This is a genomic window from Pseudomonas sp. MDT2-39-1 (genome assembly GCF_054898085.1).
The window spans coordinates 92,761-113,373 of the sequence record NZ_CM142716.1; the positions used below are offsets into that span (position 1 = coordinate 92,761).

The 20,613-nt window shown below is 60.4% G+C and carries 14 protein-coding genes, 1 tRNA gene and 2 pseudogenes; 9 read left to right on the forward strand and 8 right to left on the reverse strand.

The features are described 5' to 3' along the window. Positions 1-177: 177 nt before the first annotated feature. From phbB to ACYZTM_RS00545, 5 genes and pseudogenes are all read left to right on the forward strand, one after another. Positions 178-924, forward strand: a complete 747-nt coding sequence (gene phbB, locus ACYZTM_RS00525; protein ID WP_131058537.1) for an acetoacetyl-CoA reductase — start codon at positions 178-180, stop codon at positions 922-924. 57 nt (positions 925-981) lie between these two features. After that, entirely contained in the window at positions 982-2,160 is a 1,179-nt protein-coding gene (locus tag ACYZTM_RS00530) for an acetyl-CoA C-acetyltransferase (RefSeq protein WP_461986350.1), read from the forward strand. Between the two features lie 93 nt (positions 2,161-2,253). Continuing rightward, a complete protein-coding gene (gene phaC / locus ACYZTM_RS00535; protein WP_461986352.1) occupies positions 2,254-3,957 on the forward strand; it encodes a class I poly(R)-hydroxyalkanoic acid synthase in 1,704 nt (567 codons plus the stop codon). Between the two features lie 155 nt (positions 3,958-4,112). Further along, positions 4,113-4,666, forward strand: a pseudogene (locus tag ACYZTM_RS00540) (isochorismatase family protein). 67 nt (positions 4,667-4,733) lie between these two features. Next, positions 4,734-6,041: pseudogene (locus ACYZTM_RS00545) on the forward strand (OprD family porin). An 8-nt stretch (positions 6,042-6,049) separates the two neighbouring features. On the opposite strand, the gene ACYZTM_RS00550 reads toward ACYZTM_RS00545, so the two are convergent. The 7 genes from ACYZTM_RS00550 to fdnG all read right to left on the reverse strand — a co-directional run bounded on the left by ACYZTM_RS00550 (position 6,050) and on the right by fdnG (position 15,110). After that, positions 6,050-6,145, reverse strand: a tRNA-Sec gene (locus tag ACYZTM_RS00550). A gap of 6 nt (positions 6,146-6,151) precedes the next feature. Beyond that, a complete protein-coding gene (gene selB / locus ACYZTM_RS00555; protein WP_461989265.1) occupies positions 6,152-8,059 on the reverse strand; it encodes a selenocysteine-specific translation elongation factor in 1,908 nt (635 codons plus the stop codon). Further along, complete coding sequence (gene selA, locus ACYZTM_RS00560) at positions 8,056-9,477, reverse strand: L-seryl-tRNA(Sec) selenium transferase (protein WP_461986354.1); 1,422 nt, start codon at positions 9,475-9,477, stop codon at positions 8,056-8,058. The genes selB and selA overlap by 4 nt, the downstream gene beginning before the upstream one ends. Before the next feature lie 50 nt (positions 9,478-9,527). Next, positions 9,528-10,454: a formate dehydrogenase accessory protein FdhE gene (gene fdhE, locus ACYZTM_RS00565; RefSeq protein ID WP_131058541.1), complete on the reverse strand. Its 927-nt coding sequence runs from the start codon at positions 10,452-10,454 to the stop codon at positions 9,528-9,530. Between the two features lie 4 nt (positions 10,455-10,458). Next, entirely contained in the window at positions 10,459-11,112 is a 654-nt protein-coding gene (locus tag ACYZTM_RS00570; RefSeq protein ID WP_461986357.1) for a formate dehydrogenase subunit gamma, read from the reverse strand. Then, complete coding sequence (gene fdxH / locus ACYZTM_RS00575) at positions 11,109-12,044, reverse strand: formate dehydrogenase subunit beta (protein WP_461986359.1); 936 nt, start codon at positions 12,042-12,044, stop codon at positions 11,109-11,111. Before fdxH ends, ACYZTM_RS00570 begins: the two co-directional genes overlap by 4 nt. After that, positions 12,045-15,110, reverse strand: a complete 3,066-nt coding sequence (gene fdnG, locus ACYZTM_RS00580) for a formate dehydrogenase-N subunit alpha (protein WP_461986361.1) — start codon at positions 15,108-15,110, stop codon at positions 12,045-12,047. A 428-nt stretch (positions 15,111-15,538) separates the two neighbouring features. On the opposite strand from fdnG, the gene ACYZTM_RS00585 reads away from it, so the two are divergent. The 4 genes from ACYZTM_RS00585 to ACYZTM_RS00600 all read left to right on the forward strand — a co-directional run bounded on the left by ACYZTM_RS00585 (position 15,539) and on the right by ACYZTM_RS00600 (position 19,818). Next, positions 15,539-16,693 (forward strand): MalY/PatB family protein, encoded by a 1,155-nt coding sequence (locus ACYZTM_RS00585; RefSeq protein WP_461986363.1) that lies wholly within the window; start codon positions 15,539-15,541, stop codon positions 16,691-16,693. Positions 16,694-17,000: 307 nt separating this feature from the next. Continuing rightward, positions 17,001-18,344 (forward strand): cation:proton antiporter, encoded by a 1,344-nt coding sequence (locus tag ACYZTM_RS00590; RefSeq protein WP_461986365.1) that lies wholly within the window; start codon positions 17,001-17,003, stop codon positions 18,342-18,344. A gap of 190 nt (positions 18,345-18,534) precedes the next feature. After that, on the forward strand, positions 18,535-18,831 hold the full coding sequence (locus ACYZTM_RS00595; protein ID WP_131058548.1) for a hypothetical protein: 297 nt from the start codon (positions 18,535-18,537) through the stop codon (positions 18,829-18,831). Positions 18,832-19,341: 510 nt separating this feature from the next. Further along, complete coding sequence (locus tag ACYZTM_RS00600; protein ID WP_461986367.1) at positions 19,342-19,818, forward strand: hemerythrin domain-containing protein; 477 nt, start codon at positions 19,342-19,344, stop codon at positions 19,816-19,818. 129 nt (positions 19,819-19,947) lie between these two features. Here the strand turns inward: ACYZTM_RS00600 and ACYZTM_RS00605 are convergent, their stop codons facing one another. Further along, entirely contained in the window at positions 19,948-20,484 is a 537-nt protein-coding gene (locus ACYZTM_RS00605) for a hypothetical protein (RefSeq protein WP_131058550.1), read from the reverse strand. Positions 20,485-20,613 lie beyond the last annotated feature (129 nt).

Here is a 20,613-nt window from a genome sequence, read left to right on the forward strand (position 1 = left end):
CGGACGGGGATAAATCCCCTCGCCACAGGGCAGCTGCTACAGGCCAGCGGTGAAGGGGCGATTTGCACATGGCACCGATGGACACCACGCCGTCACCTCCCAACACTTCCGCATCCCCCGCCAATACCGAACAATCCTTCCATCTTGCAACGCAAAAATATAAAAGGAACGGAGCTTATGAAGTCGCTTGGTCGTATTGCGTTGGTCACGGGTGGTATGGGTGGAATTGGCACGGCGATAAGCCAGCGCCTGTACAAGGAAGGATTCAAGGTCATCGTCGGTTGCAGCTCTGATTCCGCCCGCAAGAACGACTGGATTGCCACTCAACTGGCGGCGGGTTATCAGTTCGAGTGCATCTACGGCGACATCACCGATTGGGAGTCGACGCGCAAGGCATTCGAGATGGCGCGTGAACAATTCGGCCCCATCGATGTGCTGGTCAACAACGCCGGCATCACTCGCGATGCCTCCTTTCGCAAGCTGACGCCCGAAGACTGGAACGCGGTCATCGGCACCAACCTGACGGGCCTGTTCAACACCACCAAACAGGTGATTGAGGGGATGTTGGCCAAGGGTTGGGGCCGGGTGATCAACATCTCCTCGATCAACGGTCAACGCGGCCAGTTCGGCCAGACCAACTACAGCGCGGCCAAGGCCGGCATCCATGGCTTCACCATGGCACTGGCGCGGGAAGTATCCGGCAAGGGCGTGACCGTCAACACCGTCTCCCCCGGTTACATCCAGACCAGCATGACCGCGGCCATCCGCCCGGACATCCTCGACACCATGATCGCGGCCACCCCCGTCGGACGCCTCGGCCAACCCGAGGAAATCGCCTCGATCGTCGCCTGGCTGGCGTCCGATGAATCGGGTTACAGCACCGGCGCCGACTTCTCGGTGAACGGCGGCATGAACATGCAGTAGATCGATCAGGGCAAGGACGCCCTGCTCCCGCTCGACAACATTTTAATGAGGTCACGCATGAACGAAGTCGTAATCGTTGCCGCTACTCGTACCGCCATCGGCAGTTTTCAAGGTGCCCTGTCCGCAATCCCGGCCACTGAACTGGGCGTCGCGGTGATTCGCCGTCTGCTGGAAGAGACCGGTCTGGACGGCGCGCAGATCGATGAAGTGATTCTTGGCCAGGTGCTCACCGCAGGCTCCGGGCAAAACCCGGCTCGCCAGACGGCAATCAAGGCCGGCCTGCCGTTTACCACCCCTGCCCTGACCCTGAACAAGGTCTGTGGTTCAGGCCTCAAGGCTGTGCAGCTGGCCGTTCAGGCGATCCGTTGCGGCGACGCCGAACTGGTGATTGCTGGCGGTCAGGAAAACATGAGCCTGGCGCCCTATGTGTTGCCCAAGGCACGCACCGGGCTGCGTCTGGGTCATGCGCAATTGCAAGACAGCGTGATTCAGGACGGTTTGTGGGACGCCTTCAACGATTACCACATGGGCATCACCGCGGAGAATCTGGCTCATCAGTACAGCATCAGCCGCGAAGCTCAGGACGCCTTCGCTGCCGCCTCGCAACAGAAAGCGGCCGCCGCCATCGAAGCGGGTTACTTCAAGCGTGAAATCACTCCGATCCTGATTCCCCAGCGCAAGGGCGACCCGCTGGTGTTCGACACGGATGAACAACCGCGCCCGGACAGCATGCTGCAAGCCTTGGGCAACCTCAAACCGGCGTTCCAGAAAAACGGCAGCGTGACCGCCGGCAACTCGTCAACCCTCAACGATGGCGCCGCCGTATTGCTGCTGGCCAGTGCCGCCAAGGCCCAGGCCCTCGGTTTGCCAGTGCTGGCGCGCATCAAGGCTTACGCCAGCGCGGGCGTGGACCCGTCGATCATGGGCATCGGTCCGGTCCCGGCCACCCGCCTGGTGCTGGAGAAAGCCGGCTGGAGCCTGGACGACCTCGACCTGATCGAAGCCAACGAAGCGTTCGCCGCGCAATCACTGGCGGTCGGCAAAGAACTGGGCTGGGACACCCGCAAGGTCAACGTCAACGGTGGCGCCATTGCCCTGGGGCACCCGATCGGCGCCTCGGGCGCGCGGATTCTGGTGTCGCTGGTGCACGAGCTGATTCGTCGTGACGGCAAAAAGGGTCTGGCCACGTTGTGCATCGGGGGTGGCCAAGGCGTCAGTCTGGTCATCGAACGCTAGAAAAAAGAACTGCTTGCTTGGCTGCTGACGCGGTGCCGAATTCCGGCACCGCGATTTTTTCTGCCCGGTTTTCCGATGTGGGCAAGGAGTTCCATGGACAATAACGCGCACACCTTCAACACCTTCTGGTCAGGCCAGGTACCGTTCATTGCCTCCTTTGCAGTGCAACAATTACGCCTGTGGGTCAGCACCAATCCGTGGTTCACCGGCCAGGCATACGACGAGTGGTTCGACCTGCCGCGCACCACCCTGGAAAGCCTGCAAGCCGAGTATCAAACCCAATGGGGTGACCTGGGCCAGCGCCTGCTGACCGGTCAGCCGTTCTCCTTTGAAGATCGGCGTTTTTCCAGCGGCAACTGGAGCACGCCGCTGTTCGGTTCCCTCGCGGCGTTCTACCTGCTCAACGCCGGTTTCCTGCTGAAGCTGCTCGATAAACTGCCGATCAAAGACAAGAAAACCCGCCAGCGCCTGCTGTACCTGGTGGAACAAGCGATTGCCGCCGGTGCCCCCAGTAACTTTTTGGCCAGTAATCCCGATGCCCTGCAGCGCGTCGTCGACACTCAGGGTGGCAGCCTGTTCACGGGTCTGTTGCACCTGGCCAGCGACCTGCAGGAAGGCAAGATGCGTCAGTGCGACAGCGGCGCCTTTAAGGTCGGCGTCGATCTGGCCAACACCCCCGGCGAAGTGGTATTCGAGAACGAACTGTTCCAGCTGATTCAGTACTACCCGCAAAGCGAAACCCAGTACCGACGCCCGGTGTTCATCGTCCCGCCGTCGATCAACAAGTACTACATCCTCGACCTTCGCCCGGACAACTCGATGGTTCGCCATCTGTTGCAACAGGGCCACCCGGTGTTCCTGATGTCGTGGCGCAACTTCGATCAGGCCCACGCCGGCACCACCTGGGATGACCTGATCGAAACCGGCATCATCAAAGGCCTGCAAGTGACCCGCAAGATCAGCGACGAGCAACGCCCCAACTGCGTGGGTTTCTGCATCGGCGGCACGCTGTTGAGTTCGGCGCTGGCCGTACTGGCGGCGCGCGGCGACAAGGACATCGGCAGCGTGAGCCTGTTGACCACCTTCCTTGACTACCTCGACACCGGTCCCATCGACATCTTCGTCGACGAGCAACTGGTGGCCTACCGCGAGCGCACTATCGGCGGCCTGGACGGCCCCATCGGCCTGTTCAAGGGCGAGGACATGGGCAATACCTTCTCGCTGCTGCGCCCCAACGATTTGTGGTGGAACTACAACGTCGACAAATACCTCAAGGGTCAGAAGCCGATCCCCCTCGACCTGCTGTTCTGGAACAACGACAGCACCAACCTTCCGGGGCCGATGTATTGCTGGTACCTGCGCCACACCTATCTGCAAAACGACCTGAAATCCGGCGAGCTGGACTGCTGCGGGGTCAAGCTGGACCTGCGCGCCATCGATGCACCGGCGTACATCCTGGCCACCCATGACGATCACATCGTGCCGTGGCGCAGCGCTTATGCCAGCACCCAATTGCTCTCGGGGACCAAGCGCTTTGTGCTGGGTGCCTCAGGGCATATCGCCGGGGTGATCAACCCGCCGGCCAGGGAAAAACGCCATTACTGGACCAACAATCGGGTTTCGAAGAATCCTGAAACCTGGTTCATGAATGCCCAGGAGCATGCCGGTAGCTGGTGGAATGACTGGTTCGTCTGGCTGGCAGACCAGGCCGGCGAGCGCCAACCTTCGGTGCTGCACACCGGTAACACGCACTACCCGGCGCTGGAATCGGCACCCGGACGTTATGTGATGCAATGACCGTCTGCCCCGCGCAATGTTGCGCGGGGCTTCGCCCTTCAAGCGTCCTCGCAAAAATCCTTAAACACAGCACACCGACTCAATATCCCCGAGCGAATCTACGCAACCATGGCCTCCTCACTCACCCGTAAGGACCCCGCCATGGCCATCAAACCCTGCTGACCCCGACCGACCACACCCTGATCATGATCGATCACCAGTCGCAGATGTCCTTTGCAACTAAGTCGATCGACGCCGTCACCCTGCGCAACAACGCTGCGCTCGTGGCCAAGGCTGCACGGGGCTTCAAGGTGTCGACCATCCTGACCACCGTCGCCGAGAAGCCAGCATGAACACTTGGGAAGACGAGCGCATTGCCGTCGAAGTCAACGCCTTCGGCAAACAGAAAATCGTCCTCGCCGGCCTCTGGACCTCGGTGTGCATTGTTGGCCCGGCGCTGTCGGCCATCGACCAGGGTTTTGAGGTCTACGTGATTGCCGATGCCTGTGGCGACGTCAGCACCGAAGCCCATGAAATGGCCATGCAGCGCATGATCCAGATCGGTGCTCGCCCGATGACCTCGTTGCAATACCTGCTCGAACTGCAGCGCGACTGGGCGCGTACCGAAACCTACGAAGAAACCGTGAAAAACTCGATTGCCAACGGTGGTTCCTACGGTCTTGGCCTGATCTACGCCATAACCATGTTCGGTGCCTCGGAAGGCCACTAAGCGGTTTTCCTGTAAATAGCCGGCGACTGCGGTCATTCCGCAGTCGCTGTTGCGTGGTGATTGACCGATGAAGTTTCGCAAGCAAGCCCTTCCCTTTTGGTTGTCGATGCTCTTGGCCGGGACAGCCTCGGCTAATGAACCCGCCCAAGGGTTTGTGGACGGCGCGGACCTTGAAGTGCTCAGCAGAAACTTCTACCTGAATAGCGACTACCGGTCTCCTTCGCCCACAGGAAAAAGCTATAAAGCCGAATGGGCTCAAGGCTTTATCAGCACTTTTGAATCCGGTTTCACGCCCGGCACACTTGGCTTTGGCCTGGATGCCCACGCCTTTCTGGGATTGAAACTGGACGGCGGCAAGGGACATTCCGGAACGGGATTGCTGCCCGTGGACGATGACGGTCGTAGCGAAGACAACTATTCCAGTGGCGGTGGCGCGCTGAAAATCAGAGCCTCGCAAACCACTTTGGCCTTCGGGGAAATGATGGTGGAAACCCCGGTGTCGACACCGCGGACAAACGCCTGCAACCGGAGTACGCCACAGGCTTTTTGCTGAATAGCCATGAAATCGATGGCATGAATCTGGTTGCCGGTCATTTCACAGCGTTCAAGAACCAGGACAGTTCTTCGGGCAAGGGCAACTTCTACGGCTACGGCGCCAACACGGAGGCCGGCGGCATTACGTTTCTCGGCACCGACCTGTTCACCCAAAGCCCTGTCGGCGGTGCGCTCTATGCTTCAGAACTCGGCGACAGCTGGCATCAGTACTACGCCAACCTGCACCTGAAGCAGTCCGGGGTATTACTCGACGCCAATCTCTACCATGCAGGACACCGGCAAAGCGCTGGCCGGCGCCATCGACACCACCGCGTTCAGCCTGTCGGACAAGTACACCGTCGATGCGCATGCCTTCACCCTGGCTTATCAAAAAATCAATGGCGACACGCCGTTCGATTTTGTCGGCGGAGACTCGATCTACCTCGCCAACTCAATCAAGTACGCCGACTTCAACGGCGCCCACGAACGCTCATGGCAGGCACGCTACGACCTCGATTTGAGCACCTTCGGGATCCCCGGCCTGACATTCATGACGCGCTACGTCATGGGCAGCCAGATCGACGGCACCCATGCGCCCAAGGGCGGCGCCTACAACCCTTTCGATGAGTCAGCCGGTGAATACGTGCCTGAACAAGGCGATGGCGGCCGGCATTGGGAGCGCGACATCGACCTGCACTACATCGTGTAGTCCGGAGCGGCCAAGGGTTTGTCCTTGCAACTGTCCCATGTGTCGCATCGGGCCAACACGGCGCAGGCGGGCGATGATATCGATCGGGTGTATGTGGTCGTCCAGTACCCGCTGAACTTCGGGCATCTCTAACGAAAAAATGGCGGAAGGCAGCCGGAGTCGAACCTGCCCGGGAACGGATGCCGTCCCCAACCGGGTTTGAAGCCCGGCCGCGCCACCGGGCGCGATTGCCTTCCTTGAAGTCAGTGTTCTGATCCTTGGGCCAAGGCATTGTCGAGGCGGATATGTCGTTTGTCGCCAAAGCGTCGGGTCAGGCCCAGCCGGTCGAAGTATTCGAGAGTTTGGATGCTGCGCTTGCGCCCCAGACCCACCGCATCGCGAAACGCCGCAACCTGAATCACCGGGTCCTGCGCGGCCAGTTGCACAAGCATAGCCGCCAATCGGCGGATGATTGCGTCGGTGTAGAACAGGTCTCGGACGACTTGATGCACCAGCCCCAGCCTCGCCATTTTGCGCAGCAGCAGGCGCACCGCCGCTTCTTCATGCCCAAGGTCGCGGACCCACGGCGCATTGAAACCGGCTTGTTCGAACAACGGCTGCAGCTGTTGCCACAAGGCTTCATCGTCTTCACTCAAGCGCACTTGGTGCTCGGGCAAGTGCAGCCACGGGCCGCTGGCAATTAGAGTGCCGCTGGCGAGCAGTTCGTCGAGCAGGCTGATGAACGTCGGCCGGTCCAGCGCGGTCCCGGCGAAGCGGCGCAGGCGATCCCGGTCGGGTCCCATCTGATCCGGTTCGAGTTGGTGGAAACGTGCCAGATGCTCCAGCAACGGCGCTTTCAGGGATTCCCAACGCTCGGCGCTAAATAGCAATGGGCCTTGGCGTGTGCTGATCAAGCGCACATCGGCGGGCAGGCCCCAGGTGTCACGCGGCCGGTTGAACTGTCGCTCCAGGTGCTGCGGATCAAGCCCGGTTTCGCTGTTCACCAATAACGCGGGCAACACGGCTTCCAGATCACTGCATGTGGCGAGTGCCTGGAGTTGCGCCAATCGCTCGGGACTGCGGCGGTGTCGGGTCGGCGCGAACGGGTCGAGTACCCGACCACCGCCGAGGGTTCGTTGGGCGCTCTGGTCACGCACAATCAAAGGATCGCCCTTCACCGCCTGCACCGGCGCATTCAACAGGATCTGCGCCAGCATCCGCTCACCCGGCGCCAGGCTGGAACCCTCCAGCAGCGCCACTCGCCCCGTGACATCCTGGGTGCCGAGGTGAACATGCACTGGCTGAAAATGCTCGAAGGGCCTGGGTTCGCTGGCCAGCAACTGCATCTCGATATCCAGGCGCTGGGTCGGTGCATACAGCCACTCGGCCACCAGCCAGTGGCCACGGTGAATCTGCTCCAGTGCCAAGCGCTCGGCGCTCAGATTCAACGCGACTCGCTGACCTGCAAACCCGGTGTCTGCGGCTTGATTCTGCGCATGCAAGCCTCGCACCCGCACGGTTTTGCCCAGCGGACCGAGCATCAGTGTGTCGCCCACGGCAACCTGCCCGGACAGCGCCGTGCCGGTCACCACAATGCCGGCGCCAGCCACGCTGAACGCACGATCAATCGCCAGACGGAAACCGCCGCTCGTGCTGCGCGAAAGGACATTACGCTGCGCGTCCAGCAACGCCTGTCGCAATGTCTCGACGCCCTCCCCGGTCACGCTCGACAGCGCGATCTGCGGCGCGCCGGCAAACGGTCCGGGCGTCAGCAAAGTTTCGATCTGCTCGCGAACGGCTTGTACTCGGGCGGGATCGACCCGGTCGCATTTGCTGATCGCCACCAATGCCCGAGGGATGCCCAGCAGTTCGACGATTGCCAGGTGCTCGCGGGTCTGAGGCATGACGCCGTCATCCGCGGCGACCACCAGCAACACCAGATCGATGCCCTGGGCCCCGGCCAGCATATTGTGGGTAAAGCGTTCATGACCGGGCACGTCGATAAAACCGGTCAGTGCCGCGCCCGGTTCCAGCGACGCGTAGAGATAACCGAGGTCGATGGTCATGCCGCGCTCGCGTTCTTCGCGCCGACGGTCGCCGGCCTGGCCGGTCAATGCCTGGAGCAACGCAGTCTTGCCGTGGTCGATGTGCCCGGCGGTGCCGACAATCACCCTGGCACCTGCAATTGACCGAGTTGCGCCAGCCACGCGGTTTCGTCATCCAGTTGACGCAAGTCCAGCCACAGCGCGTCGTCGTCAATTCGGCCCAGTACTGGAATGGCCAACTGACGAAACGCGGCCTCCAGCCCCAGCAATTGCCGTCCCCGCAGACGTTTAGACACGTCTGGCCGCAGGCATAACGCCGCGCTCGGCAGCCGAGCCACCGGTTGGCTGCCGCTGCCGATCATGCCCAACGCAGGCAACGCGCTGACGTTCCAGCCTTCGCCCAAGGCCTGCGCCAATGACGGTTGCAGGCGCTCCGCCTGGGCGAGGATGTCGGCTTGCGGTCGGGTCAGCAGGCGCAGACTCGGCAGCCGTTCGGCCAGCCGATCCGGATCGCGGTACAAACCCAACACCGCTTCGAGCGCCGCCAGGGTCAGCTTGTCGACCCGCAACGCACGCTTAAGCGGATTCTTTTTGATCTTCGCGATCAGGTCTTTGCGGCCGACGATCAACCCGGCCTGAGGACCGCCGAGTAACTTGTCGCCGCTGAAGGTGACGATGTCTGCGCCATCGACCAGTGCCTGACGCACCGTGGGTTCGGCGGGCAAGCCCCAGCGCGTCAGGTCCAGCAGACTGCCGCTGCCGAGGTCCTCAAGCAGCGGCAACCCGTGTTTATGTGCCAGCTCCGCCAACTCGGCCGTCGGCACGCGAGCGGTGAAGCCTTCAATGGCGTAATTACTGGCGTGGACGCGCATCACCAACCCACTGCGCGGGCCGATGGCCGCCTCGTAATCCCGGGCATGGGTGCGGTTGGTGGTGCCGACTTCGTGCAGCCGGACGCCGGCCCGGGCCATGATGTCGGGAATGCGGAACGCGCCACCTATCTCGATCAGCTCGCCGCGGGAAATGATCCCTTCCTTGCGCGCGCCCAAACTGTTGAGCGTCAGCAGCACGGCAGCGGCGTTGTTATTGACCACGGTCACCGCTTCGGCGCCGGTCAGCTCACGGATCAGGCCTTCGATCAAGTCGTCGCGGTCGCCTCGCTTGCCGCTTTGCAGGTCGAATTCCAGATTGAGCGGGTAGCGGGCGGCCATTTGCACTGCTTCGATGGCCTCCTGCGGCAACAACGCGCGACCGAGGTTGGTGTGCAGCACCGTGCCGGTCAGGTTGAACACCCGGCGCACGTGGCTGCGATGCTGCAGGGCCAAGCGCTCGCCCGCCCTGCCGGCCAATACGTCATGGGTAATTTCAACGGCGTCGAGTTGGCTCAAAAGCACCGGTTCGCGCAGGTCATCCAGCAGTTGTCGCAGACTGGCCAGCAGCGCGTCACGCCCATAGCGCTCGGCCAACGGCTGACACGCCGGATGGCGCAGCAAACTGTCGATGGAAGGCAGCCGCAAGGCTGGGCTGGCGGATCTGGCAGACATCAGGCACTCCCGCAAACGTTGACCGTCGCGCCTGAGTGTAGCCGATGTCCTTACTCGCCTCCGGGTGCCAGCAGAAGATTCGGCGCCGGGCGCACGTAACCTTCCTGCTCCAGCCGCATGTCCAGCATCAGGCTGGTCAGGTCGGTCGAGAGCGCTTCGGCCTCGGCGTCGTTTTCCAGGTACAGCAGTTTCAGGTAGCTGTGGCAGCCGGGGCAGATTTCGGCGCGCAACGGCGCCTGATTGGCGGCGTGGCGGTCGTCATCGAGGCTGACGTATTCCAGGCCTTTGCTTTGTTCGCAATACACGCATTTGACCCGCACCACGTGCCATTCGCAGGCGCACAACGAGCACACCAGATAACGCAAACCGTTGTGTTTGCCGCGATGGCGGATCACCCCGGCCATCGCAGGTGAACCACAGGCCGGGCATTGGCTGAGACTGTCACCGGGTTTCAGTGAAAGGCCTGGCGTGCTCAGCAACCAATGACTGAAGGCGGCCTGCAACGCCGCGCCGAGAAACGGCACCAGCGCCGCCGGCAGCAATGAATACTGGCCGCTGACCAAGGCGATCGCCCAGGCTTTGCGTTGGCCGTAATTGGCGTTGCGCAAGGATGCGACGGCTTTCTCTACGGCAGCGTTTGTCGGGGGCGAATATCGCTGCAAAAAGGCGTCGAGGTACACCAACCAGGTGTCCTCGCGCACCAGACTATCGGCGGCGAACGGTGGCAAGCCGTGTTGCTGGCACACTCGCAGGCGTTCGGGATCGAGCGGCTTAGCCTCCGGCGGATCGTCCAACAGATTCTGTTGCACGCGGCACAGGTCGACCACCAGTCGCAGGTAATCGGCCAGTGGGTGCCCGTCCGCCAGTTTTTCCAGACGCAGCGCCCGCAACGCGAACAGGTTGTTCGGTGGCAGGTGCAGGAACGGCGGTGAACCGGCCGCCGCTTCGATCTCTCCAGGCTCAAGAATGGTTGCCAAGGGGTCATCCTTTTTTGCGGATTGGGTGATCAGGGTTTTCGTCCCGGGTCACTTCCCGATACCAGAGCTCATGGTGCTTCCTCGCCCAGGCGCGGCTGACCCCGCCATGCACCATCGCGCTGACCGAACCTTTGATCCAGATGCCAGCGTAGATGTGGATGATGATGCTCAACACCAGCACAAAACCGGCCAAGGCATGCAGCAGCATCGCCCAGCGAATCGAGGTAATGCCGAAGTATTCGCTGAAGTACGCACGCCAGATCACCAAACCACTGAACAGCAACACCAGCATGCAAAGCAGCAAGATCCAGAACAGTAACTTCTGTCCTGGGTTGTACTTGCCAATCGGCGGCACGCCCTCCTCCTTGTTGCGCATGACCCGCCCGATGCGCCGGAGCCACAACCGGTCATTGCTGATAAAGAAGTTTGCCCGAAAGAACTGAATCACCAGGCCGAGGAACAGCACAAACATCACCACGCCCATAAAGGGGTGCAGGATGCGTGTCCACGGTCCGCCGCCGAACAGGTTGCTGAGCCAGAACAGCGCCGGATGGAACAAGGCCAGGCCCGACAGGGCCGCCATGAAAAACAGGATCGCCACCAGCCAATGGTTGGTGCGCTGGTTCGAGGTGTAGCGCAGGATCTGTCTGCGGATCATGGTCTGTCCTCCCCACGCGGATCAAAGGTGTGCACCGACGGGTCGACTTCATGCACCGCCGGGTCCTTGAGCGGCGGCAGTTCATCCTCTTCAACCAACTGCGGCCCGACGCGCACGTAGTGGAAGAACCCGGCCAGCACCGCCAGGCCCATGGCCCACAATCCCAAGGGTTTGCTCACGCCCTTCCACAATTCCACCAAGGGGCTGATCGTCGGGCTGCTCGGCAAACCGGCGTAGAGCGTCGGCGTGTCCGCGTGATGCAGCACGTACATGACGTGGGTGCCGCCCACGCCTTCGGGGTCGTACAGGCCGGCGTGATCGAAGCCGCGGCTTTTCAGGTCGACGATGCGTTCGGCGGCGTGTTCTTTCATGTCTTCCTTGGTGCCGAACACGATGGCGCCGGTCGGGCAGGTTTTCACGCAGGCCGGTTCCAGCCCCACTGCCACCCGGTCCGAACACAAGGTGCATTTGTAGGCCTTGTGATCCTTTTGCGAGATCCGCGGAATATTGAACGGGCACCCGGTGATGCAATAACCGCAGCCGATGCAATGGTCCTGATCGAAATCGACGATACCGTTGGCGTGCTTGATGATCGCCCCTGGGCTCGGGCACGCCGCCAGGCAACCGGGCTCGGCGCAGTGCATGCAGCCGTCCTTGCGGATCAGCCACTCAAGGTTTCCGGCGTCGGTTTCATGCTCGGTGAAGCGCATCAAGGTCCAGGTTTCTGCGCTGAGGTCTTGAGGGTTGTCGTAGGTGCCGAGGTTGTGGCCGACATCGTCGCGCAACTCGTTCCATTCCGAGCAGGCGACCTGGCAGGCCTTGCAGCCGATGCACTTGGTGGTGTCGATCAGCTTGGCCACTTCCTCTTGATTGCGCACCGAGGACGGCACTGTCGTGGTGGCCGAACGGGCGATGATGTCTTGGCTGGCCATTTAGACTTTCTCCACGTTGACCAGGAATGACTTGGATTCCGGGGTCTGTGTGTTGCCATCGCCGAGGAACGGCACCAGGGTGTTGGTCAGGTAACCGTGGCGCGTGAGGCCGGTAAAGCCCCAGTGCAGCGGGATGCCGATCTGGTGCACCACCTGATTGTTGACCTGCAAAGGACGGATCCGCTTGGTCACCACCGCCACCGCTTCGATATGCCCGCGCTTGGAACTGACGCGGACCCGGTCGCCGGCCACAATCCCTTTCTCCTTGGCCAGCACTTCACCGATCTCGACGAATTGCTCGGGTTGGGTAATCGCGTTGAGCTTGCAATGCTTGCTCCAGAAGTGGAAATGCTCGGTCAGCCGATAACTCGTAGCGGCGTAAGGGTAATCCTTGGCCACGCCGAGGGAATCCCACACCGAATCGAAGATCCGCGCCGCCGGGTTGCTGGTAGCTTTCTTGTTTTCCGGGTGCAGCGGGTTGATGCCGATCGGCGTCTCGAACGGCTCGTAGTGCTCGGGGAATGGTCCCTCGTTCATCTTGTCGACGGCGAAAAACCGCGCCACGCCTTCAGGGTTCATGATGAACGGATTCATCCCGGCTTCCGGTGGCGTGTCGGCCTTGAAGTCCGGCACGTCGGTGCCGCCCCAGGCTTTGCCGTTCCACCACACCAGGCGCTTTTTCTCGTCCCACGGTTTGCCTTGCGGGTCGGCCGAAGCGCGGTTGTAGAGAATCCGTCGGTTGGCCGGCCAGGCCCAGGCCCACCCTTGATGTTGATGCATTCCATAAGGGTCGTTGTTGTCGCGCCGGGCCATCTGGTTGCCGGTCTCGGTCCAGCTGCCGCAGAAAATCCAGCAACCGGAAGCCGTGCTGCCGTCGTCCTTGAGCTGACCGAAACCGGCCAGTTGCGCGTTGCTCTTGATCGTCGCGCCGGTGGCATCGGTGAAGTCAGCGGTGGCATAACCGTTGATTTCCCGCGCCAGTTCTTCCGGCGTGGGTTCGTCGGCGATCTTGTACGGCCACGACAGTTTGAGGATTGGGTCGGGATAAGCGCCGCCCTTGGCTTGATAACGCTGGCGCAGGCGCAGGAACAGCTCGCTCATGATCTGCACGTCGGTGCGTGCTTCGCCCGGTCCGTCGGCGCCTTTCCAATGCCATTGCAGCCAGCGGCTGCTGTTGACCAGCGAGCCGTCCTCCTCGGCGAAACAGGTGGTAGGCAGGCGGATCACTTCAGTCTGGATACCCGCGGTTTCCACATCGTTGTACGGCCCGACATTGCGCCAGAACTCCGAGGTTTCGGTGGACAGCGGGTCCATCACCACCAGCCATTTCAACTTGGCCAACGCCGCCATCACCCGGTTTTTGTCGGGCAGCGCCGCGATGGGGTTGAAGCCCTGGCACAGGTAGCCGTTGACCTTGCCCTGACCCATCAGGTCGAACACTTTGAGGATGTCGTAGTTGGGAATGTCCAGTTTCGGCAAATAGTCGTAAGCCCAATTGTTCTCAACCGTGGCGTTGTCGCGGTACCAGGCTTTCATCAGGCTGACGTGGAATTTGCTGTAGTTCTGCCAATAAGACAACTGCCCCGGACGCAACGGCATTTGCGTGCGCTTGGTGATGTACGCGGTGTAATCCTGCTCGGCGTCGCCCGGCAGGGTCAGGTAGCCCGGCAGCGAGTTGGACAGCAGGCCGAGATCGGTCAGGCCCTGAATGTTGGAGTGCCCACGCAAGGCATTGACGCCCCCGCCCGGCATGCCGACGTTGCCCAACAACAATTGCACCATCGCGGCGCTGCGGATGATCTGCGAGCCGATCGAGTGCTGTGTCCAGCCCAGAGCATAAAGAATCGTCATGGTCTTGCCCGGTTGCGAGCACGTGGCGATTTCTTCCCAGATCTTCTGCATGGCATCGACCGGCATGCCGCAAATCTGGCTGGCCAACTGGATGTTGTAGCGGCTGTAATGCTGCTTCATCAGTTGGTAAACGCAGTGCGGGTCCTGCAGGGTCGAGTCGGTTTTGACAAAGCCGTCCTCGCCGAGCTCATAACCCCAGCCGGATTTGTCGGTATAGGTGCGTTTGGCGGCGTCGTAACCGCTGAAGATGCCATCCTCGAAGCCATACCCGGCTTTGACGATAAACGACACGTCGGTGTAGTTGCGTACGTACTCGTGCTGGATCTTGTCTTCGGTCAGCAGGTAATTGATCAGCCCGCCCATGAAGGCGATATCGGTGCCGGTGCGAATCGGCGCGTAATAATCGGCCACCGAGGCGGTCCGGGTAAAACGCGGATCGACCACGATCAGCCGCGCCTTGTTGTGCGCCTTGGCTTCGGTCACCCATTTGAAACCGCACGGGTGCGCTTCTGCTGCGTTGCCGCCCATCACCAGGATCAGATTCGCGTTGGCGATATCGGTCCAGTGATTGGTCATGGCACCACGGCCGTACGTCGGGGCAAGACTTGCCACCGTCGGGCCGTGTCAGACACGCGCCTGGTTATCAAACCCCAGCATGCCGAGACTGCGAATGACCTTGTGGGTGATGTAACCCGCTTCGTTGGACGCCGCTGAAGCCGCGAGGAAACCGGTGGTCAACCAGCGGTTCACCGTTTGGCCCTTGTCATTCTTCTCGATGAAGTTGGCGTCGCGGTCGGCCTTCATCAGGTCGGCGACGCGATCCAGCGCTTCATCCCAGGAGATACGCGTCCACTCCGTACTGCCCGGCTTGCGCACTTGCGGGTATTGCAGGCGGCCGGGGCTGTGAATGAAGTCCAGCAGGCCGGCGCCTTTGGGGCACAGGGTGCCGCGGTTGACCGGGTGGTCGGCATCGCCTTCGATGTGAATGATGCTTTGCGCGACGTTCTTGGCGGTATCGCCCTGGCTGTACATGATCAATCCGCAGCCGACCGAGCAGTACGGGCAGGTGTTGCGGGTTTCATGGGTGTGGGCGAGTTTGAAATGGCGTACCTGCTCGGCGAAGGCTGGCGCCGGGAGCATGCCCAGCGCGCCGAGGCTCGAGCCAGCAAGGCCGATACCAGCGACCTTGAAGAACTGACGACGGTTGAGGTCCATCGTGCACTCCTGATCAGGTGGAGACCCGGTACTTTTGCCGGGTTTTTCTGGACGATCACGGTGGCGGCAGCGTGGCTGCCGACCTTTGAAACTTTAGCCAATGGGAGAAGTGACTGCGTGAAAACCGACCATCGGGCAACACCCGGATATCAGCCACCACACAAAACCTGTGGGAGCGAGCCTTTGTGGCGAGGGGATTTATCCCCGTTCGGCTGCGAAGCAGTCGCAAAACCATTGTTTGCGGTAGACCTGATACACCGCGGTTTTCGATTTTGGGGCCGCTTTGCAGCCCAACGGGGATAAATCCCCTCGCCACAAAGGCTCACTCCCACAGGGATTTGTGCTGTTCGGACCATTACCGTCTCGCTCCCACAAGGCTGGGCGATTATCATGAGCGCCATATCCAACCGGCCTTTATGAGACTGAGCATGACCTTCGATTTTGATCAGGTGTTCGACCGCCACGACACCGGCAGTACCAAGTGGAGCCGCTACCCGGCCGACGTGTTGCCGATGTGGGTCGCCGACATGGACTTCGCCGCGCCGCCGGTCATCCTTGAAGCCCTGCGCAAACGCCTGGAACACCCGATGGTCGGCTACAGCGTGCCTCAGGAAAATCTGCGCGCCGCCATCGTGGCCGACCTCTGGAACAAATACGCCTGGCGCGTATTACCTGAAGAACTGATCTTCCTGCCGGGCGTGGAGTCAGGTTTCAACATGGCCCTGAAGGCGCTGGTCGAGCCGCAACAAAACGTTGTGGTTCAGGTGCCGAACTACCCGCCGCTGCGTCATGCGCCGGGTCATTGGGGTTTGAACAAGGTTGAACTCGAATTTGACGCGTCGGCTGACGGCACGTACGACACGCCGCTCGCGACCTTGAGCCAGGCACTGACCGGCGGCGGTGCGCTGCTGCTGAGCAATCCGCATAACCCGTTGGGCAAAGTCTTTCCACGGGAAGAACTGCAAGCAGTGGCCGATATCTGCCTGGAACAAAACGCCTGGATCATCTCTGACGAGATTCATGCCGAGCTGTGCTTCGACGGGCGCGTGCACATCCCCACGGCATCCCTCAGCCCGCAGATCGCCAAGCGCACCATCACCCTGATGTCGGCGAGCAAGGCTTACAACATTGCCGGCCTGAAAACCTCCTTCATGATCATTCAGGACTCGGCTTTGCGAGCGAAGGTCAACCACGCCCGTTGCGGCATGGTCGACAGCGTCAATCCGCTGGGCATGGAAGCGACTCGCGTTGCCTACAGCGAAGGCGGCCCGTGGCTGGCCGGGTTGAAGGCGTATCTGCAAGGTAATCGGGATTACCTGGTGGAAGCGGTTCGCCGCCGTTTGCCGGGTGTGACGATCAACATCCCGCAAGGCACGTATCTGGCGTGGCTCGATTGCACCGCCCTGGGGCTGGACAATCCGCAGCAGTTCTTCCTGGAACAGGCCAAGGTCGGACTGAGCCCCGGCCTGGATTTCGGCGACAACGCCCGGCAATTCGTGCGCCTGAACTTCGGCTGCCCACGTGCGTTGCTCGAAGAAGGTCTGGCGCGTATGGAACGAAGCTTGCGCACCCTCAAGGCCTGATAACACAACAAATTCCTGTAGGAGCGAAGCTTGCTCGCGAAGACGGCGTACCAGTTGACACATGTATGACTGACACACTGCCTTCGCGAGCAAGCTTCGCTCCTACAAGGGTTTTGGGTGGTTTCGGGTATTGTAAACGGCGTCAAACCGATGATGTGATCGCCCTTGTAGCAGCTGGTGAACCCACGAAATAATGAACCCCTGACAATTTTCCCCGCTCAATACCTTTAGCGCCCCACCGCGGGCCGCTCGAGGAGGTCGTCATGTCTGGCCCACAAACGCGGCCCACCCCCAGCGAGAACCGAGCATGAGTTTCATTTTATGGGTGGCCGTGTTGGGTGCTGTACTGCTGACGCTGGCGCTGACCTCGTCATACCTGCGCTGGATGCCGGTGACCACGTCTGCGGTGTGCCTGGTGCTGGGTGTCGGCATCGGACCGGCCGGGCTCGGGCTGTTGAAGCTGGACATCGCTGACGCTTCGATCTGGATGGAGCACCTGACGGAAGTCGCGGTGCTCTTTTCTTTATTTGTCTGTGGCCTGAAATTGCGCTCCCCGCTCAAGCATAAAAACTGGCGGGTCGCGTTCGGCCTGGCCGGACCGGTCATGCTGCTGACCATTGGCGGCATCTGCCTGTTGCTGCATTACGGGCTGCAATTGTCGTGGGGCGCGTCAATGCTGATCGGCTCGATCCTGGCGCCTACCGACCCGGTGCTCGCCGCCCTGGTCCAGGTCAACGACGCGCGGGATGACGACAGCGTGCGGTTTGGCCTTTCCGGTGAAGCCGGGCTCAATGACGGGATTGCGTTTCCGTTCGTGATTCTTGGCCTGCTCCTGCTGCAACACGATGGCAACCCCGGCTGGTTTGGCGACTGGGTACTGCGCAGTCTGCTCTGGGCCGTTCCGGCCGGTTTACTGACGGGTTACTGGATGGGACGCGGCATTGGGCGTCTTACGTTGGTTTTGCGTATCAAGAACGATGACAGCACGCTGTCGCCGAACGATTACCTCGCCCTCGCCTTGATTGCCTTGGCGTACGTCGGGGCCGAGTCAATCCACGCTTACGGGTTTCTGTCGGTGTTCGCCGCCGGCCTCGGATTGCGTCAGGAAGAGGTCAGCTCCACGGGCAATGACGCACTACCGGCCGAGCATTTGGTCCAACCTGTCGTCGGACACCAGAACGTCGAACCGCAGCACGCAGTGCATGGCGATACCGACAACCTTGAAGACACCCAGGTCGCTGCGGGCATCATGATGGGTGACATGCTCGCCTTCGGCAGTCTCGTGGAGCGGGCCATGGAAGTGTTTCTGGTCACCCTGCTCGGCGTCGTGCTGATCGCTCACTGGGACTGGCGCGCCCTTCTGGTTGGTGGGGTTTTGTTTTGCCTGATTCGCCCCTTGAGTGTCGCTGTGTTGCCGTGGGGTCGATTGCTCGATTGGCGTCAGCGAATGTTGATTGGCTGGTTCGGCATACGCGGCATCGGCAGCCTTTATTACCTGTTCTATGCCTTGAATCACGGGTTGGGTCAGTCGGTGGCGACGCTGTGTACCGACCTGACCTTGTCCGTGGTCGCGTTAAGCATTCTGATCCACGGAATCAGCACGCAACCCACCCTCGCCTACTATGAACGGCGCAAGAAACAGGTTATTTGATTTTCTTCCTAAGCATTTATCGGCGTATCAAACGAATTTTTGCCTTTAAAAATTTGAAATCTCTGCGCAACCAAGTAGTCACAACTTTAATTCCGCCTGGTTTTCTTGCACGGCGGGACCCGACAGGTTCGGTTCCACTGTGGCAACGACGCCGTTTAAAAGGGACCTCGGAAAAATTAAGGTGCCGGTCATGATTCACTGTTCAACCCCCGATCAAATCAAAGCCTGCCGGGCGTTCGCCCTGGAGTCCAATCGCCAGATGTTCGAAGAAGCCCAGTCACTGAGCCGCTGCGCCTTTGAAATGCTTGAGGCCGGCGAAATGGACCTGGAACTGTTTGATCGCTATCAGGCGATGCGCAGGAAGGCTGATCTGAAATTCCAGGAAGCGATTGAGCACGTGCGATTGCTCAACGAAGACTTTCCGCCGATCCCGATGTCCGTGAACAACTCTCACCGGTTGCGCCAGCCGCTCGAAGACCGGGTTTGAGCCTGAAAACATGGCTGCTCCTGATGCCAGTGGTTCAGAAGCGGCACATAACCTGTGGCGAGGGGGCTTGCCCCCGTTGGGTCGCGAAGCGGCCCCAAAACCTGCGACCGCGATGAGTCGGCACACGGCACGCGGTGATTTTACGACTGCTACGCAGCCGAACGGGGCGGTGCAACGTTTCGCTAAACCCCATCGCCACAGGTCGCAGTTCACAGTTCACAGTTCACAGTTCACAGTTCACAGTTCACAGTTCACAGTTCACAGTTCACAGTTCATAGAGTGTCCCGCCTCAGTAAGGAAAAACACCACGCCGCGAACTGCATGAATCAACTTCCGGACTCATGCAGCCTGCACGACCTCAATTCGCCATCAGCCATCTCAACTCATTGTTTTTTTAGGTGCTGACTAAAGCCCCGTAGTCGGCACGACAAATGCTCCAGGTCTAATGAGCGACCTACGGCCATGAGACCGTTTGCGCCCATCCCCGTGACTATTTGAGAGATTCGAACCATGAACGCCATCGACCTGTTGAAAGCCGACCATGAACGCGTAAAGGGCATCCTGAATCAGTTGAGCGAGTCCACCGAGCGTGGTGTTAAAAAGCGCACTGAGCTGCTGGCCAAGCTTGAAATGGAAATCTCCATTCATACTCGCCTCGAAGAGGAAGTCTTGTACCCGGCGTACAAAAAGGCGGGAGGCAAGGAACAGGACGTCATGTATTACGAAGCCAAGGAAGAGCACCGCACCGTGGATTCGCTGGTGCTGCCGGACCTGAAAGTCACCGACCCTTCCACCCCGGAGTTCGCCGGCCGAGTGAAAGTGGTCAAGGAACTGCTGGAACACCACATCGAAGAAGAGGAAACAGAAATGTTCCCTCAAGCCAAAAAGCTGCTGGGCAAAGCCACGCTGGAAGAGTTGGGGGCGCAGATGGAAACGCTTAAGGCGCAGTACAAGAAAGAAATGAGCAGACCCAATATGGCGGCTTGATTCGGTTGGCTGATGTAAAAAAGCCCGGCAAATGCCGCAACACTGTTCACTTAGGCACAGATGTTCGCCTGAAGATAAGGGAACAGCATTACGGCAGATGCCTGGTGCCTGGCTTTTTATTTTTGCGTGTCAGCCGCCCGGGTTGGTCACCTGGATGTAAACCGCGTAGCTGCCCAGCAATACCCAGAAGGTTGCGAAAATCCACGGCGTGCGCACCGAAAACAGCAGCGATTTACGGTAACCCTTGTGGGACGATTCCATCTCACTGAACAGCGGTGATTCATCGTACGCCAGCCCCATCCATGGCTCGCTGCGCAATAACTCACTCTGTTTGAAGTGCCAGTGATCGATGATGTCGTAGGCCGCACGAATACCCGGCCAGGCGTTCAGCGAACTGAGCAACCCAAGCAGCGCGAGGAACGGTGGCACCACCAGAGTGAAGAGTTTTCCCCACTCGGGATTAAGGTTGGACATGCAGGAGGCGAAGGCAATCACCAAAAACGATTGCGCGGCCAGGTAAGCATCTGTTCGATTTGCGAGGATGCTGGTTTCGTACTGGATTTCACGACGGTAGAAATCCAGGCGCTCCTTGGGCGATCCGAACATCTTGGCGTTGTGTTCGGTCATGGCTTCTTCGGCGGGGTGTTCGGTCAGTATTCTGGGCACAAGCATCACACGTGGACTGGGAAAGCATCTGACGAAACCTTTCTGGGCAAAGTTCAGCTGGATTTAATGCGCCTCCAATGGCTTCCGGTCGGAGAAAAAAACCTCGAACGGCGCCCCACCGCCGTGGTC

Bases quoted from the DNA above. Each gene is read 5' to 3' on its own strand.
- phbB (WP_131058537.1), top strand. From the start codon at position 178: ATGAAGTCGCTTGGTCGTATTGCGTTGGTCACGGGTGGTATGGGTGGA.
- ACYZTM_RS00530 (WP_461986350.1), top strand. From the start codon at position 982: ATGAACGAAGTCGTAATCGTTGCCGCTACTCGTACCGCCATCGGCAGT.
- phaC (WP_461986352.1), top strand. From the start codon at position 2,254: ATGGACAATAACGCGCACACCTTCAACACCTTCTGGTCAGGCCAGGTA.
- selA (WP_461986354.1), bottom strand. From the start codon at position 9,477: ATGTCTGCCAGATCCGCCAGCCCAGCCTTGCGGCTGCCTTCCATCGAC.
- ACYZTM_RS00570 (WP_461986357.1), bottom strand. From the start codon at position 11,112: ATGATCCGCAGACAGATCCTGCGCTACACCTCGAACCAGCGCACCAAC.
- fdxH (WP_461986359.1), bottom strand. From the start codon at position 12,044: ATGGCCAGCCAAGACATCATCGCCCGTTCGGCCACCACGACAGTGCCG.
- ACYZTM_RS00585 (WP_461986363.1), top strand. From the start codon at position 15,539: ATGACCTTCGATTTTGATCAGGTGTTCGACCGCCACGACACCGGCAGT.
- ACYZTM_RS00590 (WP_461986365.1), top strand. From the start codon at position 17,001: ATGAGTTTCATTTTATGGGTGGCCGTGTTGGGTGCTGTACTGCTGACG.
- ACYZTM_RS00595 (WP_131058548.1), top strand. From the start codon at position 18,535: ATGATTCACTGTTCAACCCCCGATCAAATCAAAGCCTGCCGGGCGTTC.
- ACYZTM_RS00600 (WP_461986367.1), top strand. From the start codon at position 19,342: ATGAACGCCATCGACCTGTTGAAAGCCGACCATGAACGCGTAAAGGGC.